Origin of the sequence: Paracoccus ferrooxidans (assembly GCF_029909815.1) — a bacterium.
Lineage (GTDB): Bacteria > Pseudomonadota > Alphaproteobacteria > Rhodobacterales > Rhodobacteraceae > Paracoccus > Paracoccus versutus.
In genome coordinates, this window is record NZ_CP038201.1 from 53,839 (window position 1) to 69,907 (window position 16,069).

Here is a 16,069-nt window from a genome sequence, read left to right on the forward strand (position 1 = left end):
CCTCCGCCGGCGGGCCGCACATCGCGGCCGACGGCACTTCAAGGCCCCGATCCGATGGACCGGGGCCTTTTTTATGCACTAGGGTGGGACGGCCAGCCGTCAGCCAGCGATGCAGGCCGAGCGGCGCGCGGCCATCATCTGCTTGATGTCGAAATATTCCTCGGCCGCGAATTCGCGCGACAGCCGGAACTTCTGGATCTTGGTGGTGGACATCGGCCATTCGGTCACGAAGCGCACATAGCGCGGCACCTTGTAGCTGGCGATGCGGCCCAGGCAGTAATCCACCACCTCCGCCGCCGTCAGCCGCGCGCCGGGCCGCAGCTCGACATAGGCCGCCGCGACCTCGAACAGATGGCCGTCGGGCACGGCGATGACCTGGGCCAGCTCGATGTCCGGATGGGTGCAGAGATAGCTTTCGATCTCCAGCGCGGCGACGTTCTCGCCGCCGATCTTCAGCATGTCCTTGAGCCGGCCGTCATAGGTGACGATCCCCCCGGCATCGACATAGCCAAGATCGCCGGTGCAAAGCCAACCGTCCGCGCGCAGCACCTGCGCCGTCGCCGCCTCGTCCTTGAGATAGCCGCTGAACCGGCAAAAGCCGCGCAGCCGCAATTCGCCGCGGGTGTCGGGCGGCAGGCGCCGGTCGGTCTCGGGGTCGAAGGCGGCGATCTCGAGCCCGTCGAAGGCCTTGCCGGAATGGGTGAAGGGATCGTCCGCCCGATCCCAGGGATCGGACCAGACCGGAACGCCGCTGCCCTCGGTCAGCCCGTAGGCATTGACGAAGCGCACCCCCGGCAGGCTGTCGGCATAGCGCCGCAACAGGTCCGCCGGCCCCACGCAATGCAACAGCCGGACCGAGGACAGGTCGGCCTCGGCAAAGCCCGGATCGTTCAGGATGCCGCCAACGATGGTAGGGAAGGACACATAGGCGAATGTCGCCCGCTCGTCCTGCATCTGGCGCAGCGCCTCGTGCGGCTTGAAATGGCCGGTGCAGATCTGCATCGCGCCCGCGGCCCGGCAGGCGGCCATCGGCAGCATCGAGGACATGTGGAAGAACGGCATCGGGTTGTAGACCACGTCCTCGGGGCCCAGCCGGAAGCGCCGGGCAAAGGACATGCCGATCTGCGACAGGTTGCGGTGGCTCAGGATGCAGGCCTTGGGATGCGCCGTCGTGCCCGAGGAATAGATGATCAGCGCATCGCTTTGCGACGGGATCTCGTCGCGCAGCCGCCGGGCCTGGTCCAGATGCGCGGGCGTCGCGGCAGACAGGAAGGCGGCCTCGTCTGGCCAGGCCGTCTCGTCGGGGTCGCCGAAGTTGAACAGGCGGCGCAGATGCGGCGCGGCCGCAAGCGACAGCGGCGCCTTGCCGTCCCAGCCCTGCAATTCGGGATAGATCCGCACCAGCATGGCGCGGAAGTCCATGAAGGACCTGGCCTGGCCGCCGATGAACAGGAAACCGGCCTCGGCATGGTCCAGCGCATAGACCAGGTCCGCCTCCTTGAAGCGGGCGTTCAGCGTGATGGCACAGGCCCCGATCATGCCCGCCGCGTAAAGCAGCTTGACGTATTCCACCGAGTTCGGCCCCAGGATGCCGATACGCGTGCCCGGCCCCGCCCCCTGCGCCAGAAGCGCCGCGGCATAGCGTTCGGCCTCGGCCAGCATCTGCGCATAGCTCAGCCGCTCGCCGTCCAGCAGCAGCAGCGGCCGGTCGGGCCAGCGGCTTGCGGATTGCGCCAGCACCCGCGCATTGGTGTGCTGCCCCGCGGCTTCGACTTCGGCCGGGGGCGTCAGGGTGTTTTCGCTTTGCGACATGGTCTTTCCTTAAACTTGGGCCGGCGCGCCCGCCGCCCATTCGCGCGCGGCAGGGCTCAGCAGCCAGTCGAGGGCGTTTCTCAGCAGCTTGCGGAAGGCCGGATTGGCGAAGGTCGCGCCGTCGTTGCCGCATTGCAACGTGACCGTGGGCGACCGGCCGGAAACCTTGGCCCAGCCGATCAGGTCGGTGCCCCGCGGCGGCGTCCAGCCGTCCGAGGTCCACATCCGCGCCGCAAGCGCATTCCTGGCAGAATGGAACCGCGCGGGGTCGAAATCGGCCTTGGCGCGCAAAAGCGGCACCACCTCTTCCAGCAGTTCGAAAAGGTAAAGCTCGTCGGTCAGCTCGAAACCGTCCTCGAGCCCCTGGGTCACGGGATGCGCGCCCACCGGCTCGGCCCGGTAGGTGACGGGGAACAGATAGCCGGAATCGGGATGCGCCCAGCCCTTGTAGCGACCCGGCTGATAGAAGAACCGCGCGCCGATCGCCTCGGCATATTCGTCCCACAGCGGCCAGCCCGCGATGGCATGGTGCAGAAACAGCAACGGCTTGCCGCTGGCCAGCAGCGCGCGGAACCCGGCCTTGAAGCCCTCGTCCGGCTCGATCAGGTCGGGCGGGTTCGGGGTGCGGAACTGGATGCCCGGCACGTCGTAGAACAGGATCAGGTCATGGTCCTGCCCGCCGCCGCAGGCGATCAGCTGCGCGGCGGCGGGCTGTTCCACATGCGTCCAGCTGATGCCCTTGAGCGAATCGAAAAGCGCGCAAAAGGCCGCCCGATCATAGGGATGCCCCTTGGTCACGACCAAAAGCCTCACCTTGGCATCGTAGCGGATCAGCATGGGCGCGGCCGTCAGAACTGGACGCGCTTGGTGAAGCCGCCGTCCACGACCAGGTTGACGCCGTTGATCCAGCTTGCCGCGTCCGAGGCCAGGAAGGCGATGGCGCGGGCCACCTCTTCCGCCTCGCCCATGCGGCCGTCGGGCTGCTGGGCCAGGATCGAGCGGAAGAACGCCTCGTCCTGCTGGCGCACCTGGTCCCACGAGCCGCCCTCGATCATGATCGGGCCGGGCGAGACCGTGTTCACCCGCAGCCCGCGCTTGGCATGGGCCTGGGACAGCTGCTTGCCATAGGTGATCAGCGCGGCCTTGAGCGCGTTATAGGCCATCGGGCCGATGAAGGTCTCGACCGCGGCCGTGGTCGAGATGAAGACGACATTGCCCGAGCCCTGCGCCTTGAAGGTCGGAAACAGCGCATCAAAGCCGCGCACGCAGCCCATCAGGTCGATCTCGAAGGCCTTGTACCAGCTTTTCTCGCCATCCATGCCGCCGCCGGCCGAAACGCCGGGCACGAAGATGTCGACGCCGCCCAGCTCCTCGGCGGCCTGTTGCAGCCATGCCTTGTAGCCCTCGGCATCCTTGACGTTGGCGGTCCCGCCGATGATCCGCGTGCCATAGGGCTTCAGCGCCTCGACTGTGGCATCGACCTCATCCTGCTTGCGGGCGCAAAAGGCGACATCGGCGCCTTCCTGCGCCAGGATTTCGACCAGGCTGCGGCAGATGCCGCGCGTCGCCCCCGTGACGATGGCTCGTTTGCCCTTCAGTCCCAGATCCATGCATTCCTCCTTGGTTTCGCGCGCGCCGCGGGCATACGCGCCAATGGGGCAGGCCGGCGCGATTCCGGCCGGCCGCCGCAGATCGAGCCAAAACTGCACCGGATCGGAAGGAATTGCAATATACAATTACTGCATTCTTTGTATAACGAACCGCAGAATCGCCTGAAACAGAGGAAGCCATGCAGGATTATGATGTCATCGTTGTGGGCGCCGGACCGGGCGGCTATGTCGCGGCGATCCGCGCAGCGCAGCTGGGCCTGAAAACCGCCATCGTGGAGCGCGAGCATCTGGGCGGCATCTGCTCGAACTGGGGCTGCATCCCGACCAAGGCGCTGCTGAAATCGGCCGAGGCGCTGGAAACCGCCCGCCGCGCGGCGGATTACGGCGTCCGGGTCGAGGGGCGGATCACCGCCGATCTGGCGGCGATGGTCGAACGCTCGCGCGGGGTCGCCGGCCGCATGGCCGGGGGCGTCGCCATGCTGATGCGCAAGAACCGCATCGCCGTGATCTGGGGCAAGGCCCGGCTGGACGGGCCGGGCGCCGTGACGGTCGAACCCGCCCAGCCGCATCCCCGCAACGCGGCGGCCAAGCCGCCCAAGGGTGCGCTGGGGGCCGGCCGCTATACCGCGCGGCATGTCATCCTGGCCACGGGCGCGCGCCCGCGCGTGCTGCCGGGGCTGGAGCCCGACGGCCGGCGCGTCTGGACCTATTTCGAGGCGCTGGCCGCGCCCGAACTTCCCAGCCACCTGCTGGTGGTCGGCTCGGGCGCCATCGGCATCGAGTTCGCATCCTTCTTTGCCGCGCTTGGCGCGCAGGTGACGGTGGTCGAGGCGGCGGGGCGCATCCTGCCGGCCGAGGATGCCGAGATCGCGGATTTCGCCCGCCAGCAATTCGCCCGGCGCGGCATCGCCTTTCATACCGGCTGCACGGTGACGCAGCTTGACCGGGGCGCAGAAGGCGTGACCGCCACGCTCCGGGACGGCAAGGGCGAGACGCACAGCATCGAGGCCAGCCATGTCATGGTCGCCGCGGGGGTCGAGCCCAACAGCGAGGACCTGGGCCTGGTCGAGGCCGGCGTGGCGCTGGAGCGCGGCTTCGTGCGCACCGACGCCCTGGGCCGCAGCAATGTTGCGGGCATCCATGCCATCGGCGACCTGGCCGGCGGGCCGATGCTGGCGCACAAGGCCGAGCACGAGGCGGTGATCTGCGTCGAGGCCATCGCCGGCCAGAACCCCCATGCGCTGAACCGCGACCGCATTCCCGGCTGCACCTATTGCGACCCGCAGATCGCCTCGGTCGGGCTGACCGAGGAACGGGCGCGGGCCGAGGGCCGGGGCATCGCGGTCGGCAAGTTCCCCTTTCTCGCCAATGGCAAGGCCATCGCCCTTGGCGCCGAGCAGGGGCTGGTCAAGGTCATCCACGACCGCAGGACCGGCGAGCTTCTGGGCGCGCATATGGTCGGGGCCGAAGTGACCGAGATGATCCAGGGCTTCGTCCTGGCCATGGAGCTTGAGACGACGGATCGCGAACTGGCCGAGGCGGTCTTTCCGCACCCGACCCTTTCCGAGACGATGAAAGAGGCGGTTCTCGCCGCCATGGGCCGGGCGATCAACATCTGACCGGCCGCCGCCGGCCGGGGCGCGGATGGTCCCGGCCCCGGCGGCTTCGTCAGGCGCCGCCGGGCACCTCGAGCCCCGCCTGCCGGGCGATGTCGCGCGCGGCGATCCAGCCGAAGGTCACGGCCGGGCCGATGGTCGCACCCGCACCGGGATAAGAGCCGCCGAACACGTTGGACTGGTCGTTGCCCGCCGCATAAAGCCCGGCGATGGGTCGGCCGCCCTGCCCGATTACCCGCGAATGTTCGTCGGTCTTCAGGCCCTTGTAGGTGCCGATCTCGCCCGGATAGATGCGCACCGCGTAATAGGGGCCCTTGTCCAGCGGACCCAGCGCCGGGTTGGGGCGATGGTTCTCGTCGCCCTGATAGCGGTCATAGGCGGATTCGCCCCGGCGGAACTCGGGGTCGCGCCCCTCGGCGGCATGGCGCGAGAAATCGCGGATGGTCCGGGCCAGCGCCTCGGGGTCGATGCCCAGCTTGCGCGCCAGCGCCTCGGGCGTGGCGGCGCGCGTCAGGTAGCCGTTGCGCAGGTAACGCCCCTTGGGGATCGGGAAGGGGCGGACGAAGCCCATGCCCCAGCGCCGGATCGCCCGGTCGTCGCCGATCAGGAAGGCGCGGTCGGCGCCGCGGCTTTCGAAGGCGTCCAGCATGGCGGGCACCAGGTCGTGATAGGGCGCGCTTTCATTGGCAAAGCGCCGGCCGTCCGGCAGCACCATGATGAAGCCCGGCTTGTTGCGGTCGGTCAGGTGCGGCCAGACGCCGTTCTGGTCCACCGCCCCCGGCAGGCGCGAGGTCGGCAGCCAGGCGGCGGGCTGCAGCAGCTCGGCATTGAACTGCGCGCCGACCTCCTCGGCCATGCGGATGCCGTCGCCGACATTGGTGACGGGGGCGGGCGTCACCGGCTCCATCGTCCGGGCATGGCCGGGATATTGCCGGGCGCGGCGGTCCTTGTCGCGCGGAAAGCCCCCCGCCCCCAGCACGACGGCATGGCGCGCCAGCACCCGCACCGGCTTGCCGTCGCGCAGGATCTCGGCCCCGACGACGCGGTCGCCCTCGCGGATCAGCCGCTCTGCCGGGGCGTTCAGCCAAAACGGCACGCCCAGGTCATGCGCCGTCCGCGCCAGCCGCGCGATCAGCGCCCGGCCGCGCACGATGCGCTGCGACGATCCTTTCACCGCCAGGTCCATGAAATGCCGCGCCATGCGGCGGATCACATAGGCCATGGCCCTGGGCGAGCGTCCCGCCGCCAGGAACTGCTTCATCTCCAGCGTCGAGCCGATGGCCAGCCCCAGGAACAGCGTCTGCGGCAGCTCGCCCTTGAGCGTCTTCATCAGCTCGCCCATCTTGGCCGCGTCGTAATCCATCGTCCCGACCGAGCGGATGCGCGAGCCGCCCTGGGCCTCGGGATGATAGTCGGGAAACTCCATCGGATAGAATTTCACCTCGGTATGGTCTTCCAGATACTCGACCATGCGCGGGGCATGTTCCAGATAGGCCTCGATCCGGGCCTCGTCATAGCAATTGCCGGCTTCGTGCCGCAGATAGGTCCGCACCAGGTCGCCGTCGTCCTCGACCCCCAGCCGGGCGCCCAGCGCCTTGGCATGGCGGCTGCCCGGCACCCACAGCACGCCCCCCGAGGTCGCGGTGGTGCCGCCGAACTGCCCGGCCTTTTCGGTGACAAGCACCTTGAGCCCGGCCTTGGCGCAGGTCACTGCCGAGGTCAGCGCCCCCGCCCCCGAGCCGACGACCAGGACGTCGCAGGTTTCTGTCTGGGTCATCCTTGCCTCCTTCATGGATTGTCCGCCCGCTGCACGCGCCTCGCGCAGCGGCCAAGGGAAAGAAAACCGGCAGGTTCAGATCTGCGCGAAGGCGTCGCGGCAGACGATCACGCGGCCCTCGGAATCGAGATAGCCCATGTCTCCGGTCTTGAAGAAACCGCTGCGGTCCAGCACCTTGCGGCTGGCGCGCAGGTCGTCGTGATAGCGCAGCATCAGCGGCGCGCCGCGAATCCATATCTCGCCGATCTCGTAAAGCAGCATGTCCATCGAGGTGCGGGGATCGACGATCATCACCTCGACCCCGCGCAGGGGCCGGCCGGCGGTGGCATGCGCGGTATGGGGCGGGTCGCGCGGGTCCGAGCAGATGGCGATGCCCGCCAGCTCGGCGCGCTGGTAGCTGTTGAAGATGCGGCTGTGCGGCAAGGCGCGCTGCCAGCCGCGGACCAGCCTTGCATCTCCGCTGAGCAGGACCATGCCCGGCTGCATCTGCACCGCGGGCGGGGCTTGCGGCGGCACCGGCGCCGCGTCCGCCAGGATCAGGTGGCTTGCGGGCGCCGAAAAGGCCGGCAGGTCGCAAAGCGCCGCGCCCGCCAGCAGTGCGGCCAGCTCGGCGGTCAGCCGGGCGGCGTGGTTCAGGGGCAAGGGCACCGCCAGCCGCGACCCCGGCCCCATGCCATAGCGCGCGGCCAGGCCCCGCGCGGCGCAAAGCAGCGCCCGGTGGCTCAGCACCACGCCGCGCGCCGTGTCCTGCTGGCCCTCGCCGTAAAGGACGACGGCGGGATGGTCGGGCAGGACGCGCCCGGCGCGTTCGGCCAGTTGCCCAAGGTCGGGCGCATCGCCCTGGGCCAGCAGCTCGTCGCAGGCGAGATGGCGCACTGCCGCAAGGCTCGTGCCGCGGCCCGCGCCTTGCGAATGATGCACCAGCAACCGCAGGCCCGAGCCCTGGAGCGCCATGGTCAGCCGGGCTTGCGGCAGGCTGGGCTCCAGCGGCACCACCACGCCGCCCAGCCACCAGATCGCCGCGCAAAGCGCCGTGCGGTCGGCCGAGGGCGGCATCGAGACGCCGACCCGCTGGCCGCGGCGAAGCTCGGCCGACAGCAGCCCGGCGGCCAGGCGCAGGATGCGGTCGCGCATCGCCGCATGGCTGGTCGCGCCCTGTTGCGCGACATGCGCGGGCAGGTCGCCCCAGGATGCACCCGCCAGGGCGGCGCCGATCACCGGGTCGCCCAACCGAAAGCCCGTGCCTATCGCCCTGTCCACGCCCATGCCCCGCCTGCCGTCATACCACGTTGAAATGCTCGGGCACGCCGGCGGGCCAGACCGTGCCCCACATCTGCATGCCGCCGTCGATGGTCAGCACCTCGCCGGTGATGAAATTGCCCGCATCCGAGGACAGGTAGGCCACGCCTTCCGCGATGTCCCAGCCGTTGCCCATGCGCCGCTGCGGGTTGACGTTGCGAAAGCGCGCGGTGGCCTCTGCGGGATATTTCGACAGCCCTTCCGAGGCGATGGCGCCCGGCGCGATGCAGTTCACCCGGATGTTCAGCGGCGCCCATTCCGTCGCCACCGTCCGGCTGAGATAGATCACCCCCGCCCGCGCCGCGCAGGTATGCGCGGCCTGCGGCATGCCGCGCCCGACATGGGCCACGATCGAGATGACGTTGCCGGCCTCGTCCCGGTCGCGCCAGCGTTGGGCGGCGCCCTGCATCATCCACCACGTCCCGTTCAGGTTCAGGTCGATGACCGAGTTCCAGCCCTTGCGCGAAAAGCCGATGGCGTCCTGCGGGAACTGGCCGCCGGCATTGTTCACCAGCGTGTCGAGCCCGCCCCAGTCGCCGAAGACCCGGTCCAGCAGCGCATCGACCTGGTCGGGGTCGCGGATCGACATCGGCATGTAGTCGACATGCTGGCCGGTCAGGCGCCCGACCGCCTCTTGCGCATCGGCCAGCACCTCCTCGCGCCGGCCGGCGATCATGACCTTCGCGCCCAGCCGGGCCAGCAGGAAGGTCATCGCCCGGCCCATGCCGGTCCCGCCGCCGGTGATCAGGAAGCGCTTGCCCGCGAAAAGATCGGGGGCATAGATCGTCGGCCGGCTTGCCAGTTCCTCATCGGTCAGGAACCATTGAAACCCGTGCGGGCCCGCCGCCGAGGGCTGTGCCATTTCGTTCATATCCGTGTCCCATTGGCGAAATTTGCGTCCCGGCCCTGGTTGAAGGCCGCGATCCCCTCGCGGCTGTCGGCCGAGTTCATCAGCGCGGGGCCGTGCCGGTGGCCCCAGTCGATCGCGGCTTGCAGCGTCTCGTCCCGCGCCACCTCGTAAAGCTGCTTGGCAAGGCGCAGGCAGTGCCAGGAATTGGCCAGCACCTCCTCGGCCAGGGCGACGGCCTCGTCCAGCACCTGGTCGCCCGGCACGACGCGATTGACCAGCCCCAGCGCGGCGAAAGCCTGCGCCGGGTAATGGGCGCCCGAAAAGATCACGTCGAAGGCCTTCTGCCGCGGCAGGATCTGCGCCAGCCGCTGCACGCCGCCGGCAAAGGCGACCATGCCGCGGCGGATCTCGGGCAGGCCGAAGACCGCGTGGTCCGCCGCGACGACCAGGTCGCAGGCCAGCGCCGCCTCGCAGCCGCCGGCGACGGCCGCGCCGTTGACGGCCGCGATCAGCGGCTTGGGGCAGCGCCGCTCGGTCACGCCCAGAAAGCCCGCGCCCGGCACCAGCCCGGTGCCCGAGCCCATGCGGCCGGCCTCCTTCAGGTCCATGCCGGCGCAGAAGGCGCGCTCGCCGGTGCCGGTCAGGACGATGGCGCCGACGCTTTCGTCGGCCTCGGCATGGCACAGCGCCTCGTGGACGCCGTAGGAGGTGGCGCGGTCGGCCGCGTTGCGCAGTTCGGGCCGGTCGATGCGGATGATCGCCACCGCGCCGCGCCGTTCATAGCGAACGGTCGGAGGAAGGACGGGCAGGTCCGGCATGGCTCAGGCCCGCTCGGTTTCCGAGGGTGCCTCGGCCGGTTTCCAGTTGCTGTCCCAATAAGGCTGCAACAACGGCTTGATGCGCAGCGCCGGGGGCACGCGGTCGGCACCGATGCGGCGGTCGAGTTCCTCGTGCCAGTGATAGATCCGCCGTTCCTGGTAGTTCAGCGGAAAGTCCCGCAGCCCGCTGGACATGGCGGCGATCTGGATCTTGTCGGCGAATTGCAGGTCTTCTTCCAGGATCGCGGCGAAATTGCGAATGCGCATGTCCCAGACTTCGGGGCGCGGCCCCTCGCCCCAATGCGGCGCGAACCAGTAGACGTCGATCGACATGGTGTCGATGGTTTCGGGCCAGAAGGCCAGGACCGGGATCCCCCAGGGCGAAACCGGCGTGACCAGGTTCGGATAGGCCATCAGCGACAGGTTGGTGTCGCCGAACCAGGGATCGACGCCGTCGATCTCGGGCAGGCCGCGCACGCCGGGGTCTTTCCAGCCCTCGCGCTTGAAGGGCGTGACCATGCGGGAATGCCCGTGTTCGTATAGCGTGATGGCCGAGCCGCGGTGGTCCAGGAAACGGTCCACGGTGTTCTGGTGGATCGACTTGAGGTGATAGACCTCGAGGAAGGCGTCGATCAGGATCTTGACGTTGCATTTCACCTGGATCGTGGACTTGTCGATCAGCGCCAGCGTGTCGGGCTTCATCTCGTCCAGCGCCTGCGCCACCGGGCCCAGATAGTCGCGCAGGGCCATGGCGTCGGAATCGAGGTTCACGAAATACAGGTTGCCGATATTCTCGCAGCGCACCTCGACCAGCGAACGGCAGCTGAGATCCAGCCCGACGAAATCGCGCCGGTCGCGCAGGTTGATCAGCTCGCCGCGCGTGTTGTAGGTCCAGCCGTGATACTTGCAGGACACGCCGCGGGACTTGCCGGACGGCTCGGTCACGACGGGCGCACCGCGATGGCGGCAGGTGTTGTAAAAGCAGCGGACCTTCCGGTCCTCGCCGCGGATGAAGAACAGCGGCTCGCCCAGGCGCGACCACTGGATGTAGGAGCCGACCTCGGGCAGTTCGTCGGCATGGACGGCATAGAGCCAGGTCTTGCGCCAAAGATGCTCCATCTCCAGCGCGAAGAAGGCGGGATCGGTATAGCGCAGGCCCGGCAGGTCGGGGAACTGCGGGAACCCCTCGGGCGGACCCCCGCGCGCGCTTTCGTAAGCCTGCTGATCCAAGATACGCTGCTTTTCTTGCGGATTCATCGCCATTCCTCCCCAGAAGACGCTGATGCGATCAGGCCATGGGGCGGAAAGCATCCGACCCGGCCGATTAGTATGTATTTTTATAGATCATTACTGCATACGCAAGAACAAAATTTGTGGATTGAAATCGGCGGGGAGATCAGCTGGCCCGGACGCGCTCCTCGTTCATGGCGATGTAATCGGCCAGGATGTCGCCCTGAACCTTGGTATGCTTGCGGAATTGTTCGGCCGCCCGCTCGACGTCCTGGGCCAGGATCGCCTCAAGAATCGCGCGGTGATCCTCCAGGTTCGACTGCGACTGGCCCGGATAGCCCAGCTGGAAGCGGCGATAGGGCACCAGCTTGCTGCCGAGCTTGTTGGTCATGTCGATCAGTTCCTTGTTATGCGTGCCGTCGATCACCAGCAGGTGGAACTTGCGGCTCAGCGCATAATAGTTGTCCTGGTCGCCGGCGGCGAAGGCGCGCTCGGACTGTTCATGCACCTCCTTCAGCGTCGCGCGCTCTTCCGGGGTCATCCGCCGGGCCGAGTATTTGGCGCAGATGGATTCCAGTTCGGACATCACCTCGAACTGCCGGATCAGGTCGGTGACATCGGTCATGGTGACGACTGCGCCCTGCCGGGGCCGCTTTTCCACGATGCCGGACTCGATCAGTTGCAGGATGGCCTCGCGCACGGGGGTGCGGGAAACCTCGAAGCGGCGGGCAAGCTCCTCTTCGTCCAGCGAGCTTCCCGGCGCGATGGCGCCCGAGAAGATGTCCTGTTCGAGCGCAAGCCGAACCTTCTCCGAATGCGTCATTCCGGCAGATCGTGCCATTTTTCTTCTCCTTCTCTGCCCATGAGCTTGACCCGGTCGAAACAGGCTTCCCATATACGCCAGGTGGCAGCAGATTGTATGCTTACACTTCACGCCCAGCGTATTCCAAGCCCGAGTCGCTCTGCAATACTGTTGCCGATGGCAAGGCGGCCACACCGGCTGGAAGCAGCCCGTTTTCGCGTCCGGGCGAGCCTTCAGGATGAAAATCTCGCATTGGCAAGAATTGTATATTGAAATGCGGTAAAAAATACACAATGATGCCGCCACGGAGGGGGAGGATCAATGCCGGACAGCTTCGATCCCGTGGGAACCAAGGCCAGGTCGCGCCAGGGCGCCATCGTCCAGATGGGCTATGTCGTGCCCGACCTGGAGTGCGCGCTGGCGCATTGGACGCAGACGCTGGGCGTGGGCCCGTTCCTCGTCACCCCGCGAATCGACTATGCCGAGCTGCATTATCGCGGCCGGCCGATCCAGGTCGAGAACGCGGTGGCGCTGGCTTCCTGGGGCGGCATGCAGATCGAGATCATCCAGCAGACCGGCGGCGACGATTCGATGTTCACCGATTTCATCGCGCGGCGCGGCGGCGGCCTGCATCACGTCTGCCTGCTGTCCAGGGATCTGGACGCCGACCTTGCCGCCTGGCAGGCCAAGGGCATCGGGGTGCTGATGGGCGGGCGCACCGCGGCCGGCATTCCCTTTGCCTATCTGGACAGCGACCCGCTGGACCAGGGCCGGGTGATCGAGATCGTGCAGCCCTCTGCCGGGCTCGTGAAATTCTTTGCCCGGCTGGAGGCGCTGGCGGCCGATTGGGACGGCTCGCAGCCCATCCGCCATCTCTAGCCCCAGATCGACAGACAAGGACGCCAGATGCCACGAATCACAGCCACGGACCGCGACGGAAGCGTGAAGGAGTTCGACGCAGCACCCGGAACCAGCCTGATGGAGGCCCTGCGCGACGTGGCCGGCCTTGACGTCGCCGCGATCTGCGGCGGTTCCTGCTCTTGCGCGACCTGCCACATCTATGTCGCGCCCGGTTGGCTCGACCGCCTGCCGGAACAACAGCCCGACGAACGGGAACTGCTGGAATTCATGGAAACCTATCGCGAAACATCGCGGCTGAGCTGCCAGATCCCCGTGACCGACGACCTTGCCGGGCTCGAGGTGACGCTGGCACCCGAGGAATAGCCGCAATCGTCGCAGCAATGAGGGGCCCGGCGCGAACGGGCCGGGGGGAAAGATGTCAGCTACGCTCAACTACACGGCCACCACCACGGTCGGCGATCTTCTGGTCCGGGCAACGGCACGGACGCCGGACAAGGACGCGATCCGGTTTCCCGACCAGAACCGCAGCTTTCGCCAGCTGCACCAGGCCGCCATGCTGCGGGCCCGCGAACTTTACGGCCTGGGCGTGCGGCCCGGCGACCATGTCGGGATCTTCCTGCCCAGCTGCATCGAATACCTGGAATACTACTTCGGGCTGGCCTATCTGGGCGCGGTCTCGGTGCCGATGAATGCCCGCTATCGCGAACACGAGCTGCGCTACCAAACCGTCAACGCGGACCTGGTGCATATCATCTCGACAACGCAGGTGGCCGAGGGGCTGGACTTCCGGGCGCGGCTGCACCAGGCCTTTCCGGCCCTGCGCGACGCGCCCCCGGACCAGCCGATCAGCCTGCCCGAGGCCCCGCGCCTGCGCGGCATCACCCTGCTGACCGACGAACCCTCGGCCGGATGCCTGCGCCAGTCCGTGTCCCAGCGCTTCGCCGCCGATGTCGAGGACACCTTGATCGACCGGCTGCGCCGCGCCGTCACGCTGCGGCAGACGGCGCTGATATTGTATACTTCGGGGACGACCTCGAATCCGAAAGGCTGCATGATCAGCCACGAGGCGCTGGTCCGCACCGGCATGGGCCTGGCCGAGCGCTACGGGATGACCGATCGGGACGCGTTCTGGTCGCCCCTGCCCATGTTCCATGTCGGCGCGCTTTTCCCGCTATGCGCGGCCTATCATGCCGGCGCCACCTATATCGGCATGCAGCATTTCGACGCCGGCGCTGCGCTGCGGCTGGTGCGCGAGGCGCGGCCGACCATCGGCTATCCCAGCTTTGCCCTGTTCCTGTCGGACATGGTCTATCACCCGGATTTCCGCGCCGAGGACATGGCATCGCTGCGGCTCATCAACTGCTCGATGGCGCTGAGCCCGGAGCCGTTCCGCGAGTTGATGCGCAAGAGCTTTCCCAACGCGGTCTTCGTCGGCACCTATGGCATGACCGAAACCGCCGGCACCGTCACCACCAGCGACCCCGCCGACAGCGAGGCCGAGCGCTTCAACCGCCTTGGCCGTCCCTTCGACGGGCTGTCCGTGCGCATCGCGCGCGAGGACGGCACCGAGGCCGCGCCGGGCGAGATCGGCGAGATCTGCGTCAAGGGCTTCTCGATCTTCACCGAATATTACGGCGATCCCGAAAAGACCGCCGAGGCCAAGCGCGACGGCTGGTTCCATACCGGCGACCTCGGCTCGCTCGACGCTGCCGGCACGCTGATGTTCCACGGCCGGGCCAAGGACATGCTGAAGGTCGGCGGCGAAAACGTCGCCGCGCTGGAGATCGAGATGGTCGTGGCCCAGCATCCCGCGGTCAAGACCTGCCAGGTCGTCGGCAAGCCCGATCCGCGGCTGCAAGAGGTGCCGGTGGCCTTCGTGGAACTGGTGCCGGGCCAAAGCGTGGACCCGGCCGCGCTGATCGCCTATTGCAAGACGCGCATCGCCAGCTTCAAGGTGCCGCGCGACGTCCATTTCATCGCCGAATGGCCGATGTCCGCCAGCAAGATCCAGAAATTCAAGCTGCGCGACATGGTGCAAGAGATGGCGGCGGATAGCTGCGCCGCCCAATAATCCATCACAAGTATTTTTACTTCGTTCCACAATATTTTTATATCCATCTGCGATATACATAGTATTGTGGAGGAAGCCGAGAATCCGTCACGGATCGCGAAGAATCGCGATCCGATACCGGGCGACCGCCAGGTCAACCCGCCGTTCACATTCCTGGGGAGGAAACCGTCGTGAAACTGTCCAATCTGTTCGCCACCTGCACCGCAATGGCGTTGCTGCCCGCCATGGCCGCCCAATCCGACGAGTATCACGTCGTCGTCCTGCAAGCCCTGACCGGCCCCGCAGCCTTCATCGGCACCGCCGTCGCCGACGGCATGCGCCTGGCCGAGCAGCAGATCAACGAACAGGGCCTTCTGGGCGAGGGCAACACGCTCAAGGTCACCTATGCCGACGACGCCACGGATCGCACGCAGACCATGTCGCTGATCGCGCGCTATGCCAACGATCCGTCGATCCTGGGGATCCTGGGTCCGACCAGCGGCGCGGTCGCCATCGCCGGCGCGTCCTCGGGCAACCAATACAAGGTGCCGGTCGTCACCACGACGAACACGCCCGAGGTGCTGGATCAGGGGCCCTGGTCGTTCATCCTGACCCAGCCGCCGGAAATCACCATCCCCTATCTGGTGGATTACGCGGCCGATGTGAAAGGCGTGAAGGAATGCGCCGTCATCGGCATCCGCGACATCGAGGCCTATGTCGCGCTGCAAAAGCAGTTCGAGAAGCTGATGACCGACAAGGGCGTCAGGATCACCACCGTCGAACAGGTCGGCGGCACCGATTCCGACTTCTCGTCGGTGGCGACCAAGATCGCCACCTCGCAGCAGGATTGCGTCTTCGTCTCGGCCTCGGCCTCGCAGGGGGCGAACATCATCGTCCAGCTGCGCCAGGCCGGGCTGGACCCGGCGACGCCGGTCTTCGGCCACAATGCCTTCGCCTCGCCCGAATTCCTGAACCGCGGCGGCGCGGGCGTCGAGGGCGTCACCTTCATCGCCGACTGGGTGCCGGGCGGCTATGACGATTTCACCAAGGCCTTCGCCACCGAGTTCAGCGAGACGTTCGGCCACGAGGCCGACAACTGGAACGCCGTCGGCTACGGCGGGATGCTGGTGATGGCCAATGCGCTGAAGTCCATGCCCGAACCCACGCGCGAGGCGCTGCGCGACCAGCTGGGCAAGACCAGCGAGGTCCGCGTGGCCGCCGGCCAGGGCAGCTATTCGGTGGACGAGAAACGCTATCCGCATGTGGGCATGAACGTGCTGACGGTGCAGGACGGCGCCTTCGTCCAGGCTCCGCGCTGATCACCCGCGCGCCATGGGCCGGGGC

14 protein-coding genes are annotated in these 16,069 nt (G+C 67.6%); 5 read left to right on the forward strand and 9 right to left on the reverse strand.

Going from position 1 to position 16,069, the window contains the following annotated elements; translation table 11 throughout:
• Positions 1–99: 99 nt before the first annotated feature.
• From E3U26_RS13285 to E3U26_RS13295, 3 genes are read right to left on the reverse strand one after another with little or no spacing between them, the layout of a single operon-like run.
• Entirely contained in the window at positions 100–1,812 is a 1,713-nt protein-coding gene (locus E3U26_RS13285) for a class I adenylate-forming enzyme family protein (protein WP_028710213.1), read from the reverse strand.
• 9 nt (positions 1,813–1,821) lie between these two features.
• The gene (locus E3U26_RS13290) at positions 1,822–2,625 is read right to left on the reverse strand and encodes a ThuA domain-containing protein (protein ID WP_499106155.1); all 804 of its coding nucleotides are present in this window, start codon (positions 2,623–2,625) and stop codon (positions 1,822–1,824) included.
• A gap of 35 nt (positions 2,626–2,660) precedes the next feature.
• A complete protein-coding gene (locus E3U26_RS13295) occupies positions 2,661–3,422 on the reverse strand; it encodes an SDR family NAD(P)-dependent oxidoreductase (RefSeq protein WP_028710211.1) in 762 nt (253 codons plus the stop codon).
• Between the two features lie 179 nt (positions 3,423–3,601).
• On the opposite strand from E3U26_RS13295, the gene lpdA reads away from it, so the two are divergent.
• The gene (lpdA, locus tag E3U26_RS13300; RefSeq protein WP_499106156.1) at positions 3,602–5,041 is read left to right on the forward strand and encodes a dihydrolipoyl dehydrogenase; all 1,440 of its coding nucleotides are present in this window, start codon (positions 3,602–3,604) and stop codon (positions 5,039–5,041) included.
• Positions 5,042–5,090: 49 nt separating this feature from the next.
• Here lpdA and E3U26_RS13305 read toward each other — a convergent pair whose 3' ends face one another.
• The 6 genes from E3U26_RS13305 to E3U26_RS13330 all read right to left on the reverse strand — a co-directional run bounded on the left by E3U26_RS13305 (position 5,091) and on the right by E3U26_RS13330 (position 11,853).
• Positions 5,091–6,815 (reverse strand): FAD-dependent oxidoreductase, encoded by a 1,725-nt coding sequence (locus E3U26_RS13305; RefSeq protein WP_499106157.1) that lies wholly within the window; start codon positions 6,813–6,815, stop codon positions 5,091–5,093.
• A 75-nt stretch (positions 6,816–6,890) separates the two neighbouring features.
• On the reverse strand, positions 6,891–8,075 hold the full coding sequence (locus E3U26_RS13310; protein ID WP_499106158.1) for an AMP-binding protein: 1,185 nt from the start codon (positions 8,073–8,075) through the stop codon (positions 6,891–6,893).
• 19 nt (positions 8,076–8,094) lie between these two features.
• Positions 8,095–8,985 (reverse strand): SDR family oxidoreductase, encoded by an 891-nt coding sequence (locus tag E3U26_RS13315; protein WP_140847196.1) that lies wholly within the window; start codon positions 8,983–8,985, stop codon positions 8,095–8,097.
• Positions 8,982–9,782 carry an enoyl-CoA hydratase/isomerase family protein gene (locus E3U26_RS13320; protein ID WP_499106159.1) on the reverse strand — a complete coding sequence of 267 codons (801 nt, stop codon included), beginning with the start codon at positions 9,780–9,782 and terminating at the stop codon, positions 8,982–8,984. The genes E3U26_RS13315 and E3U26_RS13320 overlap by 4 nt, the downstream gene beginning before the upstream one ends.
• A gap of 3 nt (positions 9,783–9,785) precedes the next feature.
• Positions 9,786–11,012, reverse strand: a complete 1,227-nt coding sequence (locus E3U26_RS13325) for an aromatic ring-hydroxylating oxygenase subunit alpha (RefSeq protein WP_240540617.1) — start codon at positions 11,010–11,012, stop codon at positions 9,786–9,788.
• Positions 11,013–11,178: 166 nt separating this feature from the next.
• Positions 11,179–11,853 carry a GntR family transcriptional regulator gene (locus tag E3U26_RS13330; protein WP_028710204.1) on the reverse strand — a complete coding sequence of 225 codons (675 nt, stop codon included), beginning with the start codon at positions 11,851–11,853 and terminating at the stop codon, positions 11,179–11,181.
• Positions 11,854–12,135: 282 nt separating this feature from the next.
• Here E3U26_RS13330 and E3U26_RS13335 point away from each other — a divergent pair, with 282 nt between their 5' ends.
• From E3U26_RS13335 to E3U26_RS13350, 4 genes are all read left to right on the forward strand, one after another.
• The gene (locus tag E3U26_RS13335) at positions 12,136–12,693 is read left to right on the forward strand and encodes a VOC family protein (protein WP_072463256.1); all 558 of its coding nucleotides are present in this window, start codon (positions 12,136–12,138) and stop codon (positions 12,691–12,693) included.
• A 27-nt stretch (positions 12,694–12,720) separates the two neighbouring features.
• Positions 12,721–13,038 (forward strand): 2Fe-2S iron-sulfur cluster-binding protein, encoded by a 318-nt coding sequence (locus E3U26_RS13340; protein ID WP_072463255.1) that lies wholly within the window; start codon positions 12,721–12,723, stop codon positions 13,036–13,038.
• A gap of 52 nt (positions 13,039–13,090) precedes the next feature.
• Positions 13,091–14,746, forward strand: coding sequence for a class I adenylate-forming enzyme family protein (locus E3U26_RS13345; protein ID WP_074990674.1), 1,656 nt, complete (start codon positions 13,091–13,093; stop codon positions 14,744–14,746).
• A gap of 170 nt (positions 14,747–14,916) precedes the next feature.
• Positions 14,917–16,044, forward strand: a complete 1,128-nt coding sequence (locus tag E3U26_RS13350; RefSeq protein WP_036757221.1) for an ABC transporter substrate-binding protein — start codon at positions 14,917–14,919, stop codon at positions 16,042–16,044.
• Positions 16,045–16,069: the final 25 nt, after the last annotated feature.

Bases quoted from the DNA above. Each gene is read 5' to 3' on its own strand.
- E3U26_RS13305 (WP_499106157.1), bottom strand. From the start codon at position 6,815: ATGACCCAGACAGAAACCTGCGACGTCCTGGTCGTCGGCTCGGGGGCG.
- lpdA (WP_499106156.1), top strand. From the start codon at position 3,602: ATGCAGGATTATGATGTCATCGTTGTGGGCGCCGGACCGGGCGGCTAT.
- E3U26_RS13315 (WP_140847196.1), bottom strand. From the start codon at position 8,985: ATGAACGAAATGGCACAGCCCTCGGCGGCGGGCCCGCACGGGTTTCAA.
- E3U26_RS13340 (WP_072463255.1), top strand. From the start codon at position 12,721: ATGCCACGAATCACAGCCACGGACCGCGACGGAAGCGTGAAGGAGTTC.
- E3U26_RS13285 (WP_028710213.1), bottom strand. From the start codon at position 1,812: ATGTCGCAAAGCGAAAACACCCTGACGCCCCCGGCCGAAGTCGAAGCC.
- E3U26_RS13330 (WP_028710204.1), bottom strand. From the start codon at position 11,853: ATGGCACGATCTGCCGGAATGACGCATTCGGAGAAGGTTCGGCTTGCG.
- E3U26_RS13345 (WP_074990674.1), top strand. From the start codon at position 13,091: ATGTCAGCTACGCTCAACTACACGGCCACCACCACGGTCGGCGATCTT.
- E3U26_RS13320 (WP_499106159.1), bottom strand. From the start codon at position 9,782: ATGCCGGACCTGCCCGTCCTTCCTCCGACCGTTCGCTATGAACGGCGC.
- E3U26_RS13295 (WP_028710211.1), bottom strand. From the start codon at position 3,422: ATGGATCTGGGACTGAAGGGCAAACGAGCCATCGTCACGGGGGCGACG.
- E3U26_RS13335 (WP_072463256.1), top strand. From the start codon at position 12,136: ATGCCGGACAGCTTCGATCCCGTGGGAACCAAGGCCAGGTCGCGCCAG.